Genomic DNA, 23,259 nt, shown 5'->3' with positions numbered 1-23,259 from the left:
CGGCTCAGGCTTCGGTACCGACGGGGCGGGCAAAAGTGTCCGGATGCTCGCGATCAAAAATTTCGTTGGCCCAGAGCATCACAATCATTTCGCCATCGCCGACATTAGTGATGTCGTGCGTCCAGCCAGGTACGGTTTCAACGATCTGTGGTTGCTCACCTGTAGTAAACAGCTCATAGAACTCGCCAGACATAATGTGACGGAAACGAAAACAGGCATTGCCTTTGATGACCAGAAACTTTTCAGTTTTCGAATGGTGATAGTGCCCGCCGCGAGTAATGCCGGGGTGCGCCGTAAAATAGGAGAACTGGCCGGAATCGCGGGTCTTGAGCATCTCCACGAAAACGCCACGTGGGTCAGCGTGGCGCGGGACCTCATAGGTAAATCGCTCGGGAGGCAAATAGCTGAGATAGGTCGAGTACAGCGCCCGAACCAATCCGGTGCCTACCGGCTCTGTGACCATAGACTGGCGACTGTCGCGAAAGGCATGCAATTGCTGAGAGAGATCGCCGACGCTGATCGAATATTCAGGTTCGACACTGACAAAAGGCTCGTCTACGGACGTACCGTCCATGATCGCCATGAACCTGCTAACAACGTCATCAATGTAAACCAGAGATATCAACGCAGACGGATCATTGATGGTAATCGGCAGATCGCGAGCAATGTTGTGGCAAAACGTCGCGACAGCTGAGTTGTAATTCGGACGCGCCCATTTACCAAACACATTGGGCAAGCGGAACAGGAACACCGGCACCTGATGTGTTTCATGCAATGCCAGAAGTGCCTCTTCAGCACCCCGTTTGCTGCTGCCATACGGGTTTTCCTGTCCGGCCTGAATCGACGAGGTGTACAAAACAGGCACAGGTCTGCCACAAGCCGCAACAGCATTACACAACGCCGTGGTCAGGTCGGTATTACCGGTACGAAACTCTTGAGGATCCTGAGGGCGATTGACGCCTGCCAGATGAAATACAAAGTCAGCCTGTGCCACGAGCTCCGGAAGGCTGTCCATACTGTCTGCACGGGTATAGCTGAGCACTTCCACGTCGGTGCGCTCACCGAGACGGGCAACGAGATTCTGGCCGACAAATCCATTGGCGCCGGTAATCAGGACTTTCATCCTTACTCCTCCGGGATGGCGTTTTCGCCACGCTGGATAGCCTGCATGAAGTCCAGCTTCAGCAACAATCGCTGCATACCTTCAACATCCAGACGCTCGGTATTGTGTGAGTTGTAGTCTTCAGTGGATGAAATTCTGGTTTCACCCTGCTCTACAAACTTGGCGTAGTTCAGGTCACGTAGATCCGGCGGAATACGGTAGTACTCACCCATGTCTTCAGCACACGCCATTTCTTCGCGGCTCAACAAAGCTTCATACAGTTTTTCACCATGCCGGGTGCCGATCACCTGGATTGGGTGGTCGGGTTTACCCACCAGACTGGTCAGCGCCTTAGCCAATGTTTCGACAGTAGCTGCAGGAGCTTTCTGCACAAACAGATCGCCGTTGTTTCCGTGTTCAAAAGCATACAGAACCAGGTCCACAGCATCCGAAAGCGTCATCATGAAACGCGTCATGTTGGGATCAGTGAGCGTCAGCTCTTTGCCTGCACGAATCTGCTCGATAAACAGCGGAATCACCGAGCCACGTGACGCCATGACGTTGCCGTAACGCGTACCGCAGATCACCGTCTTGGTATCGTCGACATTACGAGACTTCGCAACCATGACCTTTTCCATCATTGCCTTGGAAATCCCCATGGCGTTGATTGGATACACCGCTTTGTCGGTGCTCAGACAAACGACACGGCGAACCTCATTCTGAATGGCGGCTTCCAACAGGTTTTCGGTACCAATGACGTTGGTCTTGACCGCCTCCATGGGATGGAATTCGCATGACGGAACCTGCTTGAGCGCAGCGGCATGGAAAATGTAATCAACCCCACGCGTAGCGTTAAGAACACTTTGGTAATCACGCACGTCACCAATGTAGAACTTGAGCTTGCTGCTGGCGTACAGCTTGCGCATGTCGTCCTGCTTTTTCTCATCACGGCTGAAGATCCGGATTTCAGCGATGTCTGTGTCGAGAAAACGCTTTAGGACAGCATTGCCGAAAGAGCCGGTGCCGCCTGAGATGAGAAGTTTTTTTCCGCTAAACATAATGTTTCCTGAAAATAAGGTCGGCGATCCAGCTACTGGCGGGACGTTATCGCTGAAAAAACCTGATCGTCTTTCTGCTGGGCACTGGGGTAGCTGATCAATACAGCCCGATAGGTGCCCTTGAAGACAAAAAAACTACCAGCAGCAACGCCCACAACTCCACACGCAGCGACCACCTTGTGCATGTCCTCCAGCGACCCACCGCCGCCAAGGATCGTAATTGGAATGCTGACTGCCTCACGAAGCTGAGTCGCCAAGGCGATGTCATACCCCTTCATCTTACCGTCGTTGTCGATGGAGTTAATGACGATCTCGCCCGCACCTGCGGCTTCCATTTCTCGGGCAACGTCCAGCACGGAGCGCTTCGTGTTGCGAGTTCCGTTATGCGTCCAGACGTCTTGCTGTCGGCTCAGCATTCGCTGCTTGTGATCGAGTACCACTACCACACTTTGACTGCCGACCTCCGCCGAGATACGCGTCACCAGAGACGGGTCTTCCAGCGCAGCAGCACTGATCGCAACCTTCTCAACACCTAGAGCAATGATGGCCCTGGCCTGCTCGGGAGTCCGGACGCCGCCGCCGTAACAAAGCGGCATTCGGCATTCGGCCGCCAGGTTGGCAATCCTTTTGTAGTCAGGTTCCCGGTTGTTAACCGTCGCATCAATGTCAATAACGATGAGCTCGTCGGCTTCTTTCTCGTTAAAAATCTTCACGGCATTGATAGGGTCGCCAACGTACTTGGGTTCCTTGAATCGAACCGTTTTCACGAGCCCGCCGTCCTGGATTAACAGGCAGGGAATGATTCTAGGTCTAAGCATTTCAGAGTTCCGCGAAATTTTTCAAAAGGCCCACACCAAAGTGGTGGCTCTTTTCGGGGTGAAATTGAACACCGTAGACATTGTCTAGAGAGACCGCACAGCTGAAATCCAGGCCGTAGTTCGACGAGGCACCCGCATGCGCACTCTGCTGGCACTCGAAGTAGAAGGAGTGCAGGAAGTAAAAGCGTGCTTCGTCTTCAAACCCTTTGAACAGCGGGTTCTCGTTGACTGAAGATACGTCGTTCCAGCCCATGTGTGGCAAAGCGATAGTCTCCAGCCCCGCGACTGACCTGAACGAACGCACACGACCGGGGACCCACCCCAAGCCGGACAAGCGCCCTTCATCGCTGGAGTTGGCAAGCATCTGCATACCCACGCAAATCCCGAGTACGGGCACCTTATCCTGCAACACCAACTGATCAAGAATCGGACGCATACCAGAAGCGTCCAGTCGCTCCATAGCATGATCGAACGCGCCAACGCCTGGCAGGATGAGCTTCTGTGCACCAGCCAATGCTTGCGCCGTATTCGCAACCTGTACGGGAATATGCAGCCGTTTGTAAACATTCACGAAAGCTTGAATATTTCCCAAGCCGTAATCAATTATCGTAATCATCTGAACAATCTTCTTTCCAGACCCAGCGCACTCATCACCCGAGCACCAATGCCAATCAGGAATCGCTTGTTCTTATAGTCAAGGCACGTCTTGTTCTGCCCGTTGAAAATCGACTGCAACTCATCGACCGTCAAATCGAGCTTATTCGCGACGTACTCGAACTCCGATGACAGGAACTGCTCATCCAGCTCAGGCCTGGAAATCCGTTCAAGCGCAGCTTCCCTCGTCATCTGGCCGGTCATGATCAGGCTTGAGAAATGCGCACGGCGCTTCTCGAAACCAAATTTCTTTGGCATCCAGTAATCTTCATAGAACCGGGTGAAGCGGGATTCATGGTGTTTGTGCTGGAATCGTTTCCAGCCAAACAGTCGCTCAAGCGTATTCTCCGCATCCTGCTTGATGTACGGGACCAGGTTGAGAGGCTTTACGACTTCCATGCCCAATATGTAGCGGTAATAAAGCTTGTAGACAAGGATATCCACTATAGGAAATGTCTTGAGCGGGCGCTTGCCAAATCGGGAGTGAATGTCCTTGAGCAGCCGCTTGTCGATCCCGGGGTATCCCCCCCACTCTTCGGGCTCACGGCAGCATTCCGTGGAGAAATTCCCCCCGGTGAGCACGTATTTGATCTTGTGCGCCTTGGCAAATTTGTAGAGCCCCGAAAAAAAGGCAGTATCTTGTGGGAGATCCTGATCTGAAACCTGCGCCTTGAGAAAGGCCACTTGCAGGTCCTTCATCTCTTCCCAGTTGATAACTTCTGTGTAGAGATCGAGACCCAGGCCATCCACCAGTTTCTCGATATTGCCGACGGCCTGATCGGTATTCCAGCCTGCATCGACGTGAAACAGCAAGGGCCTCAGGCCCATTTTCTCTTTGGCCAGATAGCTGACATAGGAGCTATCGAGCCCACCGCTCAAGCCGATAATGCAATCAAAGTCACGGCCCTGACCGTCTTTCTTTATCTTTTCGGCGAGCTTCATCAGCTCAGCCTCACCCCGGGAATCCGTGTGCCAATTTGGGCGGATCACCGCGTCAAAGTTTTGGCAGTATTCGCATACCCCTTCTGCATCAAAGCGAATATGCGGATCGCTGCTGTCCATTATGCACCGAGAACACATGCGGTAGCTGTTTGTGTTCATATTCGCCCCAACTGAAAAACGTCAATTTTATTGAGTGATTTTTTTTTCGCAAGCCAAACTTTCTAATTTGTCTTTAATAGTAGATGTCAAGATGTTGTACTGTTCGTTTTTCTGATTAAGGGGATGCACAACGGCGGATATGCCGACTGCGGCATACTCCCCAACCAGCGTCGACGGGTAGGAAATGACAAAGTCTACTGAAGGAAAAATACTTTTATCCTCAACTATACGCCAATCTTGCTCTCTCACTTGATCACTACAAGGATTAGCCGGGTGAGGCTTGTAATAAAACCCAACATCGAAACAAGCTGTAACAGCTTTATAGATATTTATATGCAACTCCTCGCAAAAGGGATGCCCAACAAATAAAACATTAACTTTTCGCGCTCCGTCAACTTGGACAATGTCAATGAGAGGCTGATATAACTTAATACACTTATCCTTTAATGGACTAAGGGGTGACAAAATACTGCTCTTGAAGATATTTCTGGCGTCGTTATCGAATACATATAGCTGCGTGACGCTCCTGAGCTTGCTTGCCAGTTTAAAGGGGAGCTCTTGGCTGATGTCACCTCCGTCCAGCGAGGCAAGCAAACCATGCTGCAAAACCACAAGACCACACACGGACTCAATGCCCGTTGAAACCTTATTCCGGCTTGACATTACGCCATCAGCCAGCAATGCCCAGCGATCATAGTGATCTGCGGTGTAAAGCCTACGAGCACGCAGCTTTTCCAAAGCCAGACGAACAGCAAACCATCGATAAGCCGTGTATCCCTGGAGCGACCAGTCGGTTGTACGCGACCTGACGCTGAGCTTCCGTACTGATTTTGTCGACAGTAGTAAAGCGGTCAAAAGATCCTTAGGCGTAAGTAAAGAGAGGAAGCTGAACGATTTCTTACCCTCCAGCCTCGCTGGAACCCAAGGAAAAGTAATCCAGCAAAGCTCCTTGCCGACGGATTTTGGATTAATCAGATCCATTGCCCGGGAAGAAAACCCCAGCGCAAACTCTTGGCCTACATCCAGATGAACAGCGTCAGCTTTGCGTAGCATTAAGCTAAAACGAAACCATTCAAGGCAAAAAAACAGCCAAGCGCCTCCCTTGCCCCAGAAAAACCTGAAACCACTGACACAATGACGGAGCAACGCCTTTTTTGCGGAAAATCTCAGAAGCCTACTAGGGCGAGGCGCGTAGCCAAACTCACAAGGCTTTACACCGCACAGCGTATACAAGTTGATATCAACAGCGATTTCATTTTGGGTCGCCAGCAGATACTCAGCCATGTAACGCAGCTGTAATTTACTCACCATCAGTTGGGCCCCTTTCATCGTTTAAATTCACAGCATAAAGCATCCTCAAAACGCCCTGATTCGCTTCTGCAATTTGTGATAAGCGAATGTTTTCCATGCAAGGACCACAAGGAAAGCACTGGTCATTGCCCATGCCACAGACACGGCCCCCCAGTCTGCGGCGAAATAAGCGACTCCAATGAACACCAGAAGTCCAAACACCTGCGCGTACAAGATTTGTTTATCCTCTCCATACGCGTAGAGCCCAAGGTGGGGCACCATGCTCAGCCCATAGAGGGACGTAGCGCCTAGCAGCCAATACAACAATGCGATGTTTTCCTGATACACGGGCTGGTTAAGCCACTGCACAATCCAGAAGCTAGACAGCCAGCAGCAAAAGGACAGCACCACTACCACCAAGCCCACATTGACTGCTAACTCTCGCATGACCTTTTCGAACAATACGCCCTGCTTTTGCTTGGCGGCCTGAACGAGTTTTGGGAAAAAAAACACCACAACACCAGCATCCAGGAAAGAAAGTATGGCGGTAGCCATACCGATGTACAAAACATACGCACCTAATACGTGCAAGCTCGCAACATGCTCGACCCAGTATCGATCAAAGGTATAAATACCTCGCACGGCCAGGCTTGCAACCAGAAGGGGTAATGCGGCAACTACACCCCGACGAATCCATGCCCAGTCAATTGGCAACCGAAGTTCACTTTTGTCCATATGGGAAAAACTGTAGAGCGCTACCCCACAGGCGACCAGACATCCCAAGACCCAGGCAGCCAATGTAACCTCAAGTGTTCGCGCTTCCTGACTCCCCCACATGAGCAACACGACAACGAGACACCAGAGGCCACTGCGCAGGAATAGCACTACACTCGCCAGCAGTTGCTGAGAGGTTGCCACCAGTATTCGATTAGCCTCTTGCGCTATGTGCTCCAGTAGCAGAAGTAGCAAAAACCAGGAAAAAAAAGCCCAGGGAAGCCATCCCCTCCAGAACACACCAACCAAGACAGGTAAAAACAACATATACAGCAGCACATACAGTACAGCCTGATCTCTGATCAGACGCAGCCAGGCACTGCGCTCAGAACCGATGAGCTCACGATTGGCAAAATTGTAGAACTCACACCCCAGCACATAAATACCGTAGCCGATCCCCGCAGAGAGAAGACCGTACAGCCCTACCGCGTCGGCCGCCAAGAATTTGGCGAGGAAAAATATGAGCAAAAATTTGCTCAACAAAGTCAGCCCACGTAGTCCCACATTGATTAAACGGTACATCCGGCTCTCATCTCTCGCTCATGGCTTAGGTAAGGGCGTAAACGCCTTTGCCTTAACAGGGTACCCACCTGGACACTGTGGTGACTCTTTATCATCTAGGCCGATCAACAGCGGTAGGCACGACCCTAACAAACATGAAGCGCTGCCCCAGCAACAAGGCACCATAAAATACAAAATTAAACAGAGCTATCCACTGCAACATGCTCCCTCTGAACATGCTTAAAAACAGGAGCAATTCCGAAACAAATATGAACAACACAATCGGCCCTGCCCTAAGGCGCAAAGTATACAGCGCGCAAATATAAAAAGAGTAAAGTGCTATAGGAAAAATCCAAAATACATAAGCACCGTAATTCAGGTATAGCTCCGTATCTATCGGCCACTGTTGAGTCGCAGACTCCTCAAACCACTGGGCAGGAAAGTAGATTGCCGTTAGCCAGCGACTAATATCATGAAGGTAATCCTCAGAGAACACACCAAAAAACGTCAACCACTTATCAAACGGATAAGCAACGGTTAGAAAAAAACCAGGCTGCATGTCCCGCAGAACAATATCGTGCAGGAAAATAGTATTAAAGTAGGTCAGAAAGTACTCCAGCAACATTCCCGGCGTATTATAAAAACCATTCGACCGGACATACATCGCCCCAGCGAATAAAATGAGAAATGCTGCAAATATTACGGCGCCTTTCCATAGAGTCAGACGCATACTAACGATCCAGGGCAAACTAAAAAAGATTGCAAAGTAGAAGACCCGACTCTTGACCCCTTGTAAGTACGCACAGAATGCGAGCACAACACAGACAAACACTAACAGAAGCCAACTCAGACGAGGGGTAGTCTTACAATAAAAGCCGATCCAGAACGCCAGAAAATTCGCTCCCATTATCAGCAGGAAATTAAGTAGCCCGAAGCCCTTCCTTTTCGAAATAAACGTCTCACTGTAGTCACCCAACCACGCGCTCAAACCGCCGGTGAGGTGGAAAAAATATAGCGCTCCGGCGAGAAGGAGCAAAGCACTGATAAAAAGAGATAAGGGTCTAGCTTGATAAGTAAAAACCTCATCGGTCTGCCGTGAGCGATCAAACAGAGACTCCATCCCCCGAGTAATAAAAAAGAACAGGCTAAACACATAAGCATAGGAAAGTATCACTTCATGGGACAATGTGGCCCAATCATTAAGCTTGCCCCAAGGAAGAACATAATCCCAGCTTAAAAACTCAAGAATATAGAAAAGCGTTGCTGGAAAAATAAAATTAAGAAAATAGTTAGCAAACACCACATTTGAAGGGGCAAGAATTTTCTTGTTTCTGAATACAAGAAACATGAAAGACATGTAGGCAACAACGACAAAAATCATGGTTTACGCGCACCCAACTTATCGGGCGTTATTGTACTAAAAGGCATTATCGATCCCTGCACCAAAAAGTATCTCAAGGGGAATAATTTGCGCACTGCCAAGAGCAGATAGGCAACCTTATCCGCATCATTCAAAGTGAAAAACCATCATCCACTATCAGATTTTGGCCATTGATATATTTCGATTTATCGGACAACAAAAATGCGATTGAGCCCATGACATCCTCGATATCCAACATCCCTTTACCCAGGCACGCTTCTTTATATTTTTCGAGAAACGCCTCTGGTTGTCGGTCAAACAGCCCACCCGGGCTTACACAATTCGAACGGAATCGGCTATCCCCGACAAAGCTAGTCACATACTTACTGAGATGAATCAGCGCAGATTTAATTGCGGCATACTCGACGGGCATGGTCATCGGCGTATTTTCATAAATATTAAACTTCGGCGCTACGACGCCGTAAATCGACGATATATTAACGAGCGAGAAGGGTGTTTTGTGTTGTTCAAAATATTTTGCGCACTGCTGAATAAATAAAAACGATGAGCCAAGATGGAGGGAAACATTTTCATTGAAATCTGCAAGTTCTACCTGATAGAAACCACGTCCATACTGTTTATTTCGTGGATAAGCGCAGTTGACAGCACCATCAAGACTATTCAGTTCCTGAAAGAACCCGGCGACGCGCACCGTATCATTCAAATCAAGGTCAGCGATTTCCAGCAATGGATGCCCCAGCAGGCCAGATCGCTCTAGGCCACCACGCAGTGATTCACTATTGTAGTCGGCAGCAATCACTTTAGCGCCCAAGGAAAGCAAATGCGAAACAAGGCGGCTTCCCAGCAAACCAGCTGCACCTGCAACGAGTATCTTTTTACCGGTCAGCATCACTGAGCCTCTCTTTCCATTAAAAAAATTTCTGCCATCTTGAAGTCGTAAATATCGTCGATATCAATCGCACGCTCCCGGGGCACGATCACCGACCTCACACGCCCTGCGAACAACTTCGCGTGATTCAATATGTAATCAGGGCGAGCGACATAGGCTACAGTCGTCATGTCATACACCTCGGGAGCATCCTGCCGCCGATGATAATTATCGCCCGCGCAGACTATTGAGCTGACACCGCGTTCGTCACGAACGAGCATGTTGAAAAATGGACTGCGAGCTGCTGGCGTAACAGTAACGACAACATCTACGTCATCATCCACGCTGCTGATACAGGATGCGACATCTTCGGCACTTCTAAGCGGACTGGTGGCAGGCAGGCTAACAAATAGATCAAAGCGCTCGCCCCGCGCCTGCAAGTACTGAATTGCGTGTTGCCATGCCAGCCATTCCGGCGCCTCATCTGTCGCCAGCTCTTGAGGTCGCTCAATAACCTCGGCGCCGTATTCGCGAGCAACCGAAGCAATGGCGTCGGAGTCAGTAGAGACGAAAACCTTTTTAATTTCTGGAACCTGACGTGCTACGTCGATCGCATGACCAAGCAGCGGTTTGCCGCCTAACAATTTGATGTTCTTTCCTGAAAGTCCCTTTGAGTTTCCACGGGCAAAAACAAACGCATATGCGTTGATCATGAAAAATCCTTAAGTGAAACGACTGCACCTGTCGCCGATGAACGCTTAAGTGCATCCACTACTGTTAGCGTCGAGAGCCCTTGAGCTACCGTTACGAACGGGCGAGACTTCCTATTTGCAACATCCTGAAAATGAGCCAACTCGTCCACATACATCTGATTCCGGTCATAATCAGCATCATCAAACAGCACAGTGGACTCGCTAGCATTTAGATGCAGCGTTACGCGGTTCTTTAGAATGTTCCACTCCAGCGAACCATGCTCAGCAATTACTTTGCAGCAACGTACAGGCGCGCGCTGAAGAAAATCCATGTGAAGGTTAATGACCACTCCGCACTCGCTCGTCAGGAATGCATCTACCAGATCTTCGACATCCAGTTCCAAAGCGCCAGAGGTTCTGGCAACGCAGTAAACACTTTGCAGCGGACCGAATAGCCACTGTAGGTAATCGAGCTCATGACTGAGCTCGAGCAATACGCCACCGCCAAGCTTATGTTGGGCTGACACATTCTTGCGGTAGTCACTCGCTGGACGCCAATCGGGTAGATACTGCCCTACATCAACGCTAACACTGTGAATGTGTCCGAGCTGCCCGGAATCAATGATCTGCTTGGTCACTCCAGCCGAAGGCATGAAACGCAGGTTGTAGGCGATAACCACGGTGTCCTGCTCTTCGAGCAGCAAATCAGCCGAAGCTTTGAAACGCTGCAATGAATCAGCCAGAGGCTTTTCAATCAGCACAGGCACACCTGCTCGCACCAGCGCCTCGGCCTGCTCAATGTGAAAAGGCGCAGGTGAAGCAACAATTGCGGATGTAGGCCTGTCCGCAATCGCATTGTCCATAGAAGAGTAGATCACCACATCCTCGCCGAGCTCGGCAGGGTCCATTACCCTGCCAGAAGCGGATAAACATCCTACGCGCGCACCCGGGTACATTCCCTTGATATTGGCCATATGACGCCGAGCGATACTGCCGCTACCAATCACTAAAAACAGATCACCCACTTTCATAGTGTTCCAAACTCTTGTTGAGCGCGGTGGAAGTCCTCCATCCGCCCAATGTCCAGCCAGTACTCATGAACGGGAAACATATTAACGTCGCGACCTGCTCCGATTTCTGCCTCCAGAAGAGTCGGCATGTCTACCCGGACCCCAGGCTTGACACTCTTGACCAACTCAGGCGACAGAAGATAGATGCCCGCATTGATAAAGAACTTCTGGACGGGTTTTTCCACCATAGAACGGATCTTGTGACCTTCGCTCTGGATGACCCCGTACGGCACGCTATATTCGTACTCACGTACGCACATGGTGGCCATACCGCTGTGGAGTTCATGAAATTCCAATACGTTGAGGAAGTTCAGAGTCGTCAACAGGTCGCCATTCATCAGAAACAATGGGAGGTCGATTTCATCATGTGGCAACAGACCAAGCGCGCCTCCGGTGCCCAGCGGAGCTTCCTCGTGCACATAGCGAATATCAACGCCCCAACGGGTACCATCGCCAAAATGTTCGCGGATCATCTCGGGCATATAGTGCGTAGAGATGAAAAATCGATGGAATCCCGAGTTGATGAAGCGTTCGAGGATCAACTCAAGAATAGGCTTGTCGCCTACTTTCAATAACGGCTTTGGGCAGTTCTGGGTCAAGGGATACAGTCGGGTGCCAAAACCGCCAGCCATCAGAAAGACCGGATTATCGCGCTGTGGTTTATTCAGCAGTCCATGCAACGTCTCGAGCCCGATGACTACGCCATCCGAGTCGACCACCGGCAGTTGCAGTAGTTGATACTTCTCCATGACAGAGAGAATGCGGGTCCGGCTCCATTCCTTTTCAGCAGTCTTTGGTGTCGCGCACATGATATCCCGCACAGATGTCTCAAGCGGCTTACGCTTGAGCAATGCCCGACGTACATCACCGTCTGTTACCGTGCCCAACAGATGCCGCGCAGAATCAACGACCATGACAATCCGCACCGCAACACGATCAAGTGATGCGATTGCCTCTTCCATTGAGCAATCCGGTGCGACGAAGGTTAATTCCCACTGCTTCATTTGATACCTACTCGTTTACTTATCTGCCAGCGTTCCAAACCGGGGTTTGGAACCCAGCACTATACCGTGAGACGCCACATCACGGACCAGCACCGAACCGGCGCCAATCACTGCATCATTTCCAATCACTATGCCCTGAATAACAGTAGCGCCACTGGCAACGAAACATCGTTCACCGACACTCACACCGCCACATAACGTAGCGCCAGGCGCAATATGAGAGTGAGCCCCCACGACACAGTCATGATCCACTGCAGAGTGCGTGTTGATGATGGAATTCTTACCTACAACCGAGTCGGCTTGAATAATCGCCCCGGCCATAACTTGAACCCCGTCCCGCAGCTCGACGCTGGAGTCGACCCACGCGGCTGGGTGCACCACCGTCGCAAACCGATAACCGTCCGCAGCTAGCCGCTCGTAGACTTTACGCCTTGCCGCGCTACCAACAACTTGGCCAATGCCATTGAGCACCTGGAAGTTATCGCGGTCAAACCGCTGCAGCGCTTCGTCTCCGCCCAATACATCCAAGCCACGCCAGCGAGTGACCCCGGACGAAAAAAGTTGCGGGTCGCAGACTCCGATAACCGACCAGTTCAAACTTCGCGCAACTGAAAGCAAGACCTTGGCGTGACCACCGGCGCCTAGCAGGATTAATGGCAGTTCTGAGCGTAAGTCACTCATTTACAATCTCGCCGGCCTCGTAAGACTTACCGGCCGAGCGCCCCACTAGCTCCCACAAGCGTGTGGCAGGTAAACCTGCTCCACTGCGTGCGGTGCTCAAATCAACCCGTTGAATAATCTGACCTGCCAGGATGTCACGAGCTGCCACAACTTGTTGGCGCGCTGCACGACGCGTATCCCACTCGCTTTGCTGGGGAGCCTTGCAGTTACTTCCCAAGGCAAGCTCCAAAGCGCGGATCTCCGCAACCATGCGCTTAAGATCATTAGGTTCAAGCGAGGCTTTATGGTCGGGACCTGGCAGCGTACGATCGAGAGTGAAATGTTTCTCGATAATTTTTGCGCCACGCGCCACCGCAGCGACCGGAATCAGGCAACCTTCGGTATGGTCCGAATAGCCGACTTCAAGGCCGAAAGCGTTAGCCAGGGTATCCATGGCCCTCAAGTTAACCTCATTCCAGGGTGTAGGGTACTGAGAGGTGCAATGCAAAAGCGTGACATGGCCCTTGAGCCTATCCCGGCTCTGCTCATTGCTCCAGACCTTCCAAACAGCATCCATATCGGCAGGCTCCGCTTTGTTCTCCAGAGCGTGAGTCACGATCGCAAGAGCTTGCTCAACCTCACTCAGGGTGGCCATACCGGTAGAAAGCACAAGTTTCTTCCCTGTGTGAGCAAACTGCCAAAGCAAGGGAGCGTTGGTCAGCTCACCCGAAGGTACTTTGAAAAAAGGCATGTCCAACGAGCACAGAAAGTCGAGGCTGCCTGTATCAAACGCCGTGGACAGGAACTCAAGCCCTTTGCTGCGAGTGTAAGCCTGCAACTCTTCATGCCATTCGCGGGGCAGCTCCAGCTTTTTCAACATAGCCAACTGGCTTTCTTCGCGATCAGTGCTTTCTTTCTGATACGCAGCCTTGGGCGCAGTACGCGAAGCCAGCACAGCCGCATCGAATGTCTGAAACTTGACGGCGTCAACGCCTGCATCAGCGGCAGCATCGATAAGTGCAAGTGCAAGATCCCGGTCCCCGTTATGGTTTACTCCGGCTTCAGCAATAATGTACACAGCACCGCTTTTAGGGTTAGTCATCTGTATTCAACCAAGATCATGAAATGGTTTATTTGCCCGCCCCTTTACAGCACGTAGTATCTGGACGATTTGCTGCGCGGAGTCAGCATTTCCGTATGGATTACTTACTTTACGGCATGCGCTCACGAACTCAGGATCAAGAGCAACACGCATTGCAGCCTCAAGTGCATCCCGAGTGGCTGCACAATGTAAGACTGACTCAGCGGCAAGACGCCCCTTCTGACGCATACCGATGTTTACGGTCGGCACACCAAATGAAGGCACCTCAATGATTCCACTGGATGAATTACCTACCACGGCTTCGGCCAAAGCAACTGCGCTCAGGTATCGCCGGTATCCAAGCGAGGGAATAGCCAGAACTCTCTCTGGTTGAAGATTCGCATAAGCTTCCAGCAGAGGGATAATGGCCCTGCCACCATTGTCCGCGTTGGGATAAGTCAAAATAATTTGGTAATCCGGAAACTCATCCAACGCCTCAAGCAAGGCATTAATGCTTTCGACCGGAGGTTCATCCGCCAGTGTCACAGGATGATAAGTGACTAACAGAAATGGCTGATTCAGATCAAAACCCAGGCTTTCCCGCAACTCGCTCAAGCTCATCCGCGGCGTCCGGACGATGTGATCCAGACCTACAGCACCGACGTTGAAGACCCGTTCCGGTGACTCCCCCATCTGAACCACACGCTTACGGTAAACATCCGTCGAAACGAAATGCACATCAGCCATCTTGCTGATCGCATGACGTATAGCATCATCATAGGCACCCTCGGTTATCTCACCACCGTGCAGATGTGCCACTGGAACTTTCATAATCAATGCAGCTTGCACAATCGCCAAAGCTTCAAATCGGTCGCCGAGAACGACAAGATAATCAGGTCTGAGACGGTCGAGAGCATCCGCAAAGCCTATCGTGCCAAGCCCCATAGACTTGACTACGCCCACATCAGTATCGGAGGACAGTAGCATCTCAACCTTGGCATCTATCAAAAAACCATCAGTTTCCACTTGACGCCAGGTTTCTCCAAACTCAGGGGAAAGATGCATACCGCTAACGATGACTTGAAGATTCAAGTCATCGCACGCCTGAATGTCCTTCATCAGCCAGTACAGCAATCCATACTCGGCCCGAGTTCCAGTAAAAACTGCGATATTTTTCACGACTGAACTTCTGGCAGCACGCTGCTTGGCAGATTAACGACTCGCGACTCCAGCCACTCCGCATTGCTAAGGTCTGCACGTAAGCAATGCGCATAAGCGGGTAGATGATTCATCAACCGCCAGATAGGCCTGGTCATCACACCCTGCTTATTTGTAAAATCCAGCAGCGCATCGCGACGCTCTCGGTCTTCACACACAACAGCATTCAACCAATAATTGGATCGGCAATTCGCTGGTTCCTTCACGAAAGCCAGATCACTCCCTTCCAAGGCATCAATGTATTGCGCCGCCAGCTCCCGCTTCGACACCACGAAGCTTTCCAGTTGCTCAAGCTGCGCACATCCAAGTGCGGCATTCAGATTCGGCAAACGATAGTTGTACCCCACCTCATCATGAACATACTCGTAAGGGTGAGGCTGCTTGGCCGTCGTCGTGAGGTGCTTGGCACGTACGCCCAGCTCTTCATTACACAGGATCATCCCGCCGCCGCCCGTGGTAATAATCTTGTTGCCATTAAAGCTCAATGTACCGATCTGACCGAACGTACCGGTGTGCTTGCCCTTGTACAGGCTGCCAAGGGACTCGGCGGCGTCCTCAACCAGTACCAGGCCCCAGCGATCACACACGTCGACCAACTCATCGAGTTTCACTGGATGCCCAAACGTATGCATCGGCAAGCAAGCCCGCAACACAGTGTCCCCGTCTTTCAGACGACAGGCACCGTCGGTATCGATATACGCGGCATCCGACAACCACGTTTCAAGCGCTACCGGCGACATGCCCAGAGTGTCACGATCGACGTCAACGAACACCGGCTCCGCCCCGCAATACGCAATGGCATTACAGGTAGCCACAAACGTCAATGACTGGGTGATCACACGGTCACCCGGTTTAACGCCAGCCAGCAATAGCGCCATGTGCAGCGCTGCAGTGCCATTTACAGTGGCGACCGCCCGAGCACTGCCGGTATAGCCTTGCATATCCTGCTCGAAGCGATCAACGAACGCGCCTACGCTGGAGACAAAAGTGGACTCAATAGTCTGCGCAACATATGCCTGCTCGTTTCCGCGAAAAACGGGAGCATGCAGAGGGATAAAATCATTGGTGCCATATTGCTCGCGAATGAACGAGACAAGGGACTGATACATCAAGGCACCTCAGACGTTGTAGATATCGGCTTTGTATTTGGCGAGATTCTCAGGGCGGGTAAACCAGTTAATGGTCTCCTGCAAACCGCGCTCGATGTCGTAAGCTGGCTTGAAGCCAGTCAAGGAATTAATTTTTGTGTTGTCGCACCACAGACGGAAAACCTCTGACTTGCCTGGACGCATACGCTGGTCATCGGTCAGAAACTCAACGTCACTGCCCATCAACTTCCGGATCAAATCGAGGGTATCCCCCACTGAGATTTCAAAGTTGGAGCCAATATTGACTGTCTCGCCAATAGCCTGGTCGCAACGCGCGAGCTCCAGAAAACCACGGCATGTATCTGCCACGTAATTGAAATCGCGGGTTGGCGTTACGTCGCCAAGCTTGATCTGCTTCTTCCCACTGGCAATCTGGCTGATGATGGTCGGAATGACCGCGCGAGCAGATTGGCGAGGGCCGTAAGTATTGAACGGACGCGCGATCGTCAGAGGAAGGTCGAAGGCGTTGAAAAAACTCATCGCCATTGCATCTGCGCCAATTTTTGACGCGCTATAGGGCGACTGCGCCTGAAGCGGATGCTTTTCATCAATCGGCACGTATTGCGCAGTACCGTAGACCTCACTGGTCGACGTATGAATAACCCGTTTCACGCCGTTTTCGAGCGCCGCCTGGCAGATATTCAGCGTGCCCTTCACGTTAGTGTCGACGTAGCTGTCAGGAGCGACATAAGAATAGGGAATGGCGATCAGCGCGGCCAGATGGAAAACAATATCAACGTCTTTAGTAATGTGCTTGCAGTAATGGGGATCTCTCACATCGCCGTTAAACACCTCTAGCTGGGAGAGACAATCGACATCCTCAAGCCACCCCCAATAATTGAAGGAGTTGTACTGAGAAAGCGCCTTGACCTTGTAGCCCTCACGCACCAGCAATTCGGTCAAATGCGAGCCAATGAACCCATCGGCGCCAGTTACTAAAACCGTAGTCATCTTCCAATCCCTAACGTGCCTACCCCAGCGAACTGAGTCGTGGTGAAACAAAAAAACCGCAACCAAAGACCCGAGACCGAGTTAATGCCTCGCGATTATCGACACGAGATTGTGCCACTTCCTGGCACGGATGCCACGCGCTATGCGATCCGACGAGAAAAAATCGCACCGAATAGACATAATCACCATCGGTCACAAAAGGCCTGATCATAGAGGAAGATGAAATTGAGGACGCCGTCACGGCCACGTGATCCACCATCGCTTAGCGATCATTGAGCAATTGCCATACAACTCCGAAAATCATGGGGAGAGTAAGCAGCGTTGCGACGGACTATTCTTACCTCCGGATTATGCCAACCGTGACCTTGCACTCAAGCCGCCTCTACATCCGAAGTCGCGAATAAGCGCGATACACATGCCCAGCATCAATCCCATCATACCCCCAAGGCCGACGATGATAGCGCTCTTGGGGTTGATTGGTTTCTGAGGCTGCTCAATGCCTCCATCCTGGCGATAAACGGCGACTGCGGCAGGATCGATTTTCAGTTCACGATAAAGCTTCAAACCCGCCTGCTGCTGGCGCAGGTTGATGGTGAATGGATCATCGGATGGACGCCCCTGGAGATTTTGAATCTCAGCCTCCAACGCATTAATTCCCCGCATGTAGGCATGGGAGCCATCGAGTGCAACCAGCCCCTCCCCAGAGAGCGTTCTGAACGTACGCAGCGGCGCTTCCAAACCGATAGATCTGGCAACTGCCAAAGCCTCTTCTAGTCGAATGATCTGGTCAGCTCGTTGATTACGCGCAACCTCCTGTGCCGCAGCGATTTGCTGCTCCAGGTTTTCCGCCTTGATCACAACATCACTCTGGACATTACGAAGCAACTCGTCTTTGGCACGCGCAGCGACCAAATCAATGAAGTCGGATGCTCGCCTGACCGCCTGGTCCGCGTCAGGATCTTGTACTGCAATCTCATACCGAATCAGAGACCCTTTGGGAGCCAGGGAAATAGTCAGGGACTTATTGAAATCCCTGTAAAGATCACTCGTCGATACTTTCCCCGGCTCCATATTCACAGACGGCAGAAATACAGAGTGAAAATAATCATAACGAGCCGACTCAGACTGCAAGTTTTTCTGAAAAACATCGTATACATCCTTAACCCCCAGCAGCCCCAGATCGCTTCCCCCTCCTCGACCATAGTTCAACTGAGCAATGTCATTCTGCGTCGGCGAATGAATGAATAGCTTTGCTTCATAGACCGGGGTGACAAGAGCAACGTAAAGCGTTGAGCAAAACACTCCAAGTGAAGCCGTTAGTCCGATAACAAACTTTTGCCGCCATAGCCTTCCAATTATCTCAAATAGGTCAACTTCATCGGCGCTTAGAGGCTCTCTTTCATTACTCATATATTTTTGATTCCACTTTCCCTAGTGACACCGGCACAGCCACCTCCAACTCAACCCCACTCTCACGACTGTGAAGCTCCAACTTTTCCGCAAGGCTGCGCTTCGCTCTGTCTTCGCCATGGACTAGCACGACACATCTAGGCAATTCCCCCATCCCCATCACAAATTCCACCAACCCCGCCTGATCCGCATGAGCCGAATAACCACCTATCGTGGCGACCTTCGCTTTGATCTCATACATCTCTCCATCCAGATCAATTTTCACAAAGCCTTCGGCACCCTCGCTGGCCTGGATAACCGCGCCGGGCGTGCCTTTGGCCTGATATCCGGTGAACAACACTTCATGACGCGGATCGCCCAGCATGGCCTTGAGATAGTTCACAATGCGCCCGCTGGAGCACATCCCGTTTCCAGCGATCACGATCGCGGGACGGCCAGTGCTTTTGAGGTAATTGACCACCTGCTGATGCTGTTGGTGGTTGTCGATACTAATGAGCTGACGGAATTGAAGCGGGCTGCGATGCTCGGCGAGCCTCTGCTGCGCACCTTCATTCCAGTACGCACTTAGATCGCGATAGGCTTGCGTGAATTTCGCTGCCAATGGCGAGTCCAGGATTACGGGGAGCTGCGGCCAGTCGACAGGTGATAGCGGGGCTTCACAGCCCTCATCGTGGCCCTCTGCAAGCAGTAAGGCTTTGCGATGCAGAATGTCCTCGATCTCAAACAGCAACTCCTGCGTCCGTCCAATGCTGAACGCCGGAATCAACACCGTCCCACGGTCTGCTAATGCGCGGTCTATTACCTGCTCAAGCCTCTGCTGCCGCGTTGATCGGTCAGGATGCAAACGATCGCCATAGGTGCTCTCCAGTACCAGAATATCCGCCCTTTCTGGCGAACGCGGTGCTCGCAATAAAGGATTCTGCGGCGAGCCAAGATCGCCGGAAAATACTACACGCTGATCTCTACCCTGCTGGGGGTAACCAACATCGCACTCGACGTAAGCCGAACCCAAAAGGTGCCCGGCACGCTGCAGCCGAATCCGGCACGTGATGTCGTCATCGACAATCAAATCATGCCATTGCTCAAAAGGGACTGGCTGGATCGCTTTGCGGATATGGCGAAGATATTGATCAATCTCATCAGGCTCAAAAACACCTGCAACTTTCAAGACATCTTCCAGCACCAGCGGAAGCAAAACGGCAGAGGGCTCACTACACAGGATCGGCCCCCTGTAGCCAGCAGCGATAAGATCAGGAATGCGTCCAACATGATCCAGATGAACATGGGTCACCAGGAGTGCGGCAATACCTGCAATGGGAAAGTTAATCTGCGAGCCGCAGGCAGATTTAGCTTCAGGCCCTGAATGCAAGCCGCAATCGACCAGCAGACTCCGCTGAGAATCAAGATGAAGCTGGTGGCAGGAGCCGGTGACGCCTTGAACAGCGCCATGATGGGAAATGAAGGGGTATGAGATGCGCACCTGCTCGCTCCATGGTGTTTTTGAGGGGCGTCATTACCCCATAAAAAACCACGGATGAATCTAGGACGCTTCCATCAGCGCTGTACGAAATGTCCGAAAACTACCGAGCAGCGGCAACACAGCCACACAAACACTAAATGGTAGACCTGCGCATACGACGCTTGGAGCGCATTGCGACATAAGCCCCCAACACTGGCCCGACGCCCAGCCCCAACAATAAGGCAGCCAGTACAGGTATAGCTAACGGAACAGCAGGAGCAGACCAACCAAACAACACCAGGGCCACTGACTGTTGATTCTCTAAAACAAAAAACACCACAACCGCAGCAATTGCCAGGAGCAACAATGCAAACAGCATACGCTTCAGGTTATGCATCAATACCTTCCCCCAATGCAGTTAATCGTCATGCTCTTCATCTTCATTGACGCGATCTCGTAGCTCTTTCCCCGGCTTGAAATGGGGAACAAATTTGCCATCGAGACTTACCGACTGACCCGTCTTTGGGTTGCGACCTACACGCGGCGCTCGGTAATGCAGTGAAAAGCTGCCGAAGCCACGGATTTCAATCCGATCCCCTGTCGCCAGACACTGGGACATCTGCTCGAGCATAGTCTTGATAGCCAACTCGACATCCTTGGATGAGAGCAGCCCTTGATGGGTGACAATTCGTTCGATCAACTCCGACTTCGTCATATTTTTCCCTTCTTTTTCAAGCAGCTAGATAAGCGCTCCGAAGGTTTTAGCATGGTCGGATGAATTTGAATAGCCCGAGTATTGACTTATGTGAGTTGGTCACAAACGAGGGATATTAGTCAGCGAGCGCCAGGCCGCGAAATACAAGTGATACGGCCCGGATTTGCCTTTGAGCTTTGCGTGGTCGCTGCTGCCTGAATCCAGTACGCCCTGAAAGCGAAGCGCAGGCATCGCAGTTCAACCTCGCTCCCACAGGCTGGTCGTGATTTTAAAATCATCAGGCCCCCGTGGGACCGAGTTTATTCGGGGAGGCGGTATTTCAGGCCATACATCGGCTGCGGATGTACCTGCCTCTTCGCGAATGAATTCGCTCCCACCAGGATTGAGTTTGCGAGCCAACATAGACCACGCAAACCGAGGTGGGGAGCCTCCCGGTCAAATCGCGCCCACAAAAAAGGGCGACCGAAGTCGCCCTTTTTCTAATGGTTAAGCAGAACTTAGTTCTGTTTTTCCATTTGAGCACGCAACAGGTCACCAAGAGTGGTAGGACCAGTGTTTTCTGCGGTCTCAGGCTTGCTACGCAGGCTTTGGATCGCTTCTTTCTCGTCTTCAACGTCTTTCGACTTGATGGACAAGCTGATCACGCGGCTCTTGCGGTCAACGCTGATGATCTTGGCTTCGATCTCTTCGCCTTCTTTCAGAACGTTACGCGCGTCTTCAACGCGGTCACGGCTGATTTCGGAGGCTTTCAGGGAAGCTTCGATGTCGTCGGCCAGAGTGATGATGGCGCCTTTAGCGTCAACTTCTTTAACGATACCGCGAACGATTGCGCCTTTGTCATTGACAGTGACGTACTCGGAGAACGGATCGCTTTCCAGCTGCTTGATACCCAGCGAGATGCGCTCACGCTCTGGATCAACAGACAGGATCACGGTGTCGAGCTCGTCGCCCTTCTTGAAGCGACGTACGGCTTCTTCGCCCACTTCGTTCCAGGAGATGTCGGACAGGTGAACCAGGCCGTCGATGCCGCCGTCCAGACCAATGAAGATACCGAAATCGGTGATCGACTTGATGGTGCCGGAGATTTTATCGCCCTTGTTGAACTGGCCAGAAAAATCTTCCCATGGGTTAGATTTGCACTGCTTGATGCCGAGGGAGATACGACGACGCTCTTCGTCGATGTCCAGAACCATAACTTCCACTTCGTCGCCGACTTGTACGACTTTCGAAGGGTGGATGTTCTTGTTGGTCCAGTCCATTTCGGAAACGTGTACCAGGCCTTCCACGCCTTCTTCCAGCTCTGCAAAGCAGCCGTAGTCGGTCAGGTTGGTAACACGCGCAGTTACGCGAGTGCTTTCCGGGTAACGAGCCTTGATAGCAACCCATGGGTCTTCGCCCAGTTGCTTCAGACCCAGGGAAACACGATTGCGCTCGCGATCGTACTTCAGCACTTTTACATCGATCTCATCGCCAACATTGACGATTTCCGATGGATGCTTGATGCGCTTCCAGGCCATGTCGGTAATGTGCAGCAGGCCATCGACGCCACCCAGATCGACGAATGCGCCGTAATCGGTGAGGTTCTTGACGATACCTTTGACTTGTTGACCTTCCTGCAGGGACTCGAGCAGAGCTTCGCGCTCGGCACTGTTCTCGGCTTCCAGCACGCTGCGACGCGAAACAACAACGTTGTTGCGCTTCTGGTCCAGCTTGATGACCTTGAACTCGAGCTCTTTGCCTTCCAGGTGAGTCGTGTCGCGCACTGGGCGGACGTCGACCAAAGAACCAGGCAGGAACGCACGGATGCCGTTAACGTCGACAGTGAAGCCGCCTTTAACCTTACCGTTGATAACGCCCTTGACCACTTCTTCAGCTGCGAAAGCCGCTTCCAGAACAATCCAGCACTCGGCACGCTTGGCTTTTTCGCGGGACAGCTTGGTTTCACCAAAGCCGTCTTCTACCGCGTCCAGAGCAACGTGAACTTCGTCGCCGATCTTGATGGTCAGATCGCCAGCGTCGTTGTGGAACTGTTCCAGCGGGATCAGGCCTTCAGATTTCAGACCGGCGTGAACCGTCACCCAGCCTGCCTGGTAATCGATATCAACGATGATAGCGGTGATGATCGAACCGGCCTGAAGGTTGAGGGTCTTTAGGCTTTCTTCAAAAAGTTCTGCAAAGCTTTCGCTCATTTTAATTCCTGTTGATCAAGGGCGAAGGATACGCCCATCTGCCACGTTCCAGACAACGTGGGTTACGTTCAAGTAAAAGAAAGCCTGCGGGACTATTTCTGGTCTCCCACATGCT

General features: G+C 51.7%; 23 protein-coding genes. All 23 read right to left on the bottom strand.

The genetic code is table 11. From position 1 onward, the window contains the following. Window positions 1-4: 4 nt before the first annotated feature. The 23 genes from wbjC to rpsA all read right to left on the bottom strand — a co-directional run bounded on the left by wbjC (window position 5) and on the right by rpsA (window position 23,144). Window positions 5-1,123, bottom strand: coding sequence for a UDP-2-acetamido-2,6-beta-L-arabino-hexul-4-ose reductase (wbjC, locus tag KDX30_RS03830; protein ID WP_231675013.1), 1,119 nt, complete (start codon window positions 1,121-1,123; stop codon window positions 5-7). Window positions 1,124-1,125: 2 nt separating this feature from the next. After that, window positions 1,126-2,160, bottom strand: coding sequence for a polysaccharide biosynthesis protein (locus tag KDX30_RS03825; protein ID WP_231675012.1), 1,035 nt, complete (start codon window positions 2,158-2,160; stop codon window positions 1,126-1,128). Window positions 2,161-2,192: 32 nt separating this feature from the next. Beyond that, the gene (locus tag KDX30_RS03820; protein ID WP_264760192.1) at window positions 2,193-2,978 is read right to left on the bottom strand and encodes an AglZ/HisF2 family acetamidino modification protein; all 786 of its coding nucleotides are present in this window, start codon (window positions 2,976-2,978) and stop codon (window positions 2,193-2,195) included. 1 nt (window position 2,979) lies between these two features. Then, window positions 2,980-3,594 (bottom strand): imidazole glycerol phosphate synthase subunit HisH, encoded by a 615-nt coding sequence (gene hisH / locus KDX30_RS03815; RefSeq protein WP_231675010.1) that lies wholly within the window; start codon window positions 3,592-3,594, stop codon window positions 2,980-2,982. Next, window positions 3,591-4,712, bottom strand: coding sequence for an N-acetyl sugar amidotransferase (locus tag KDX30_RS03810; protein ID WP_264760199.1), 1,122 nt, complete (start codon window positions 4,710-4,712; stop codon window positions 3,591-3,593). Before KDX30_RS03810 ends, hisH begins: the two co-directional genes overlap by 4 nt. 48 nt (window positions 4,713-4,760) lie before the next feature. Beyond that, the gene (locus KDX30_RS03805) at window positions 4,761-6,044 is read right to left on the bottom strand and encodes a hypothetical protein (RefSeq protein ID WP_231675008.1); all 1,284 of its coding nucleotides are present in this window, start codon (window positions 6,042-6,044) and stop codon (window positions 4,761-4,763) included. 45 nt (window positions 6,045-6,089) lie between these two features. Beyond that, entirely contained in the window at window positions 6,090-7,319 is a 1,230-nt protein-coding gene (locus tag KDX30_RS03800; protein WP_231675007.1) for a lipopolysaccharide biosynthesis protein, read from the bottom strand. A 91-nt stretch (window positions 7,320-7,410) separates the two neighbouring features. Further along, complete coding sequence (locus KDX30_RS03795) at window positions 7,411-8,679, bottom strand: hypothetical protein (protein WP_231675006.1); 1,269 nt, start codon at window positions 8,677-8,679, stop codon at window positions 7,411-7,413. Between the two features lie 130 nt (window positions 8,680-8,809). Beyond that, window positions 8,810-9,568, bottom strand: a complete 759-nt coding sequence (locus tag KDX30_RS03790) for an oxidoreductase (RefSeq protein ID WP_231675005.1) — start codon at window positions 9,566-9,568, stop codon at window positions 8,810-8,812. Beyond that, entirely contained in the window at window positions 9,568-10,260 is a 693-nt protein-coding gene (locus tag KDX30_RS03785) for an acylneuraminate cytidylyltransferase family protein (protein ID WP_231675004.1), read from the bottom strand. The genes KDX30_RS03790 and KDX30_RS03785 overlap by 1 nt, the downstream gene beginning before the upstream one ends. Further along, the gene (locus KDX30_RS03780; RefSeq protein ID WP_231675003.1) at window positions 10,257-11,270 is read right to left on the bottom strand and encodes a Gfo/Idh/MocA family protein; all 1,014 of its coding nucleotides are present in this window, start codon (window positions 11,268-11,270) and stop codon (window positions 10,257-10,259) included. The genes KDX30_RS03785 and KDX30_RS03780 overlap by 4 nt, the downstream gene beginning before the upstream one ends. After that, complete coding sequence (locus tag KDX30_RS03775; protein ID WP_231675002.1) at window positions 11,267-12,313, bottom strand: nucleotidyltransferase family protein; 1,047 nt, start codon at window positions 12,311-12,313, stop codon at window positions 11,267-11,269. The genes KDX30_RS03780 and KDX30_RS03775 overlap by 4 nt, the downstream gene beginning before the upstream one ends. A 15-nt stretch (window positions 12,314-12,328) precedes the next feature. After that, window positions 12,329-12,994 (bottom strand): acetyltransferase, encoded by a 666-nt coding sequence (locus KDX30_RS03770; RefSeq protein ID WP_231675001.1) that lies wholly within the window; start codon window positions 12,992-12,994, stop codon window positions 12,329-12,331. Then, window positions 12,987-14,075, bottom strand: a complete 1,089-nt coding sequence (gene neuB / locus KDX30_RS03765) for an N-acetylneuraminate synthase (protein ID WP_231675000.1) — start codon at window positions 14,073-14,075, stop codon at window positions 12,987-12,989. The genes KDX30_RS03770 and neuB overlap by 8 nt, the downstream gene beginning before the upstream one ends. Before the next feature lie 6 nt (window positions 14,076-14,081). Then, window positions 14,082-15,233, bottom strand: a complete 1,152-nt coding sequence (neuC, locus tag KDX30_RS03760; protein ID WP_231674999.1) for a UDP-N-acetylglucosamine 2-epimerase — start codon at window positions 15,231-15,233, stop codon at window positions 14,082-14,084. After that, the gene (locus tag KDX30_RS03755) at window positions 15,230-16,381 is read right to left on the bottom strand and encodes a LegC family aminotransferase (protein ID WP_231674998.1); all 1,152 of its coding nucleotides are present in this window, start codon (window positions 16,379-16,381) and stop codon (window positions 15,230-15,232) included. Before KDX30_RS03755 ends, neuC begins: the two co-directional genes overlap by 4 nt. A gap of 9 nt (window positions 16,382-16,390) precedes the next feature. Next, window positions 16,391-17,371, bottom strand: a complete 981-nt coding sequence (locus KDX30_RS03750) for an NAD-dependent 4,6-dehydratase LegB (protein ID WP_231674997.1) — start codon at window positions 17,369-17,371, stop codon at window positions 16,391-16,393. Window positions 17,372-17,719: 348 nt separating this feature from the next. Further along, on the bottom strand, window positions 17,720-18,781 hold the full coding sequence (locus KDX30_RS03745) for a Wzz/FepE/Etk N-terminal domain-containing protein (RefSeq protein WP_231674996.1): 1,062 nt from the start codon (window positions 18,779-18,781) through the stop codon (window positions 17,720-17,722). Continuing rightward, entirely contained in the window at window positions 18,774-20,255 is a 1,482-nt protein-coding gene (locus KDX30_RS03740) for an MBL fold metallo-hydrolase RNA specificity domain-containing protein (RefSeq protein WP_231675051.1), read from the bottom strand. Before KDX30_RS03740 ends, KDX30_RS03745 begins: the two co-directional genes overlap by 8 nt. Before the next feature lie 139 nt (window positions 20,256-20,394). Continuing rightward, window positions 20,395-20,637, bottom strand: coding sequence for a lipopolysaccharide assembly protein LapA domain-containing protein (locus tag KDX30_RS03735; RefSeq protein WP_231674995.1), 243 nt, complete (start codon window positions 20,635-20,637; stop codon window positions 20,395-20,397). Between the two features lie 21 nt (window positions 20,638-20,658). After that, on the bottom strand, window positions 20,659-20,955 hold the full coding sequence (gene ihfB / locus KDX30_RS03730) for an integration host factor subunit beta (RefSeq protein WP_122704315.1): 297 nt from the start codon (window positions 20,953-20,955) through the stop codon (window positions 20,659-20,661). A 99-nt stretch (window positions 20,956-21,054) separates the two neighbouring features. Further along, the gene (locus tag KDX30_RS29470; RefSeq protein WP_264760191.1) at window positions 21,055-21,186 is read right to left on the bottom strand and encodes a hypothetical protein; all 132 of its coding nucleotides are present in this window, start codon (window positions 21,184-21,186) and stop codon (window positions 21,055-21,057) included. A gap of 266 nt (window positions 21,187-21,452) precedes the next feature. Further along, on the bottom strand, window positions 21,453-23,144 hold the full coding sequence (gene rpsA, locus KDX30_RS03725) for a 30S ribosomal protein S1 (protein ID WP_027902857.1): 1,692 nt from the start codon (window positions 23,142-23,144) through the stop codon (window positions 21,453-21,455). Window positions 23,145-23,259: the final 115 nt, after the last annotated feature.

This window comes from Pseudomonas quasicaspiana (assembly GCF_021147825.1).
Lineage (GTDB): Bacteria > Pseudomonadota > Gammaproteobacteria > Pseudomonadales > Pseudomonadaceae > Aquipseudomonas > Aquipseudomonas quasicaspiana.
This window is presented reverse-complemented; position numbering and strand designations above follow the sequence as displayed.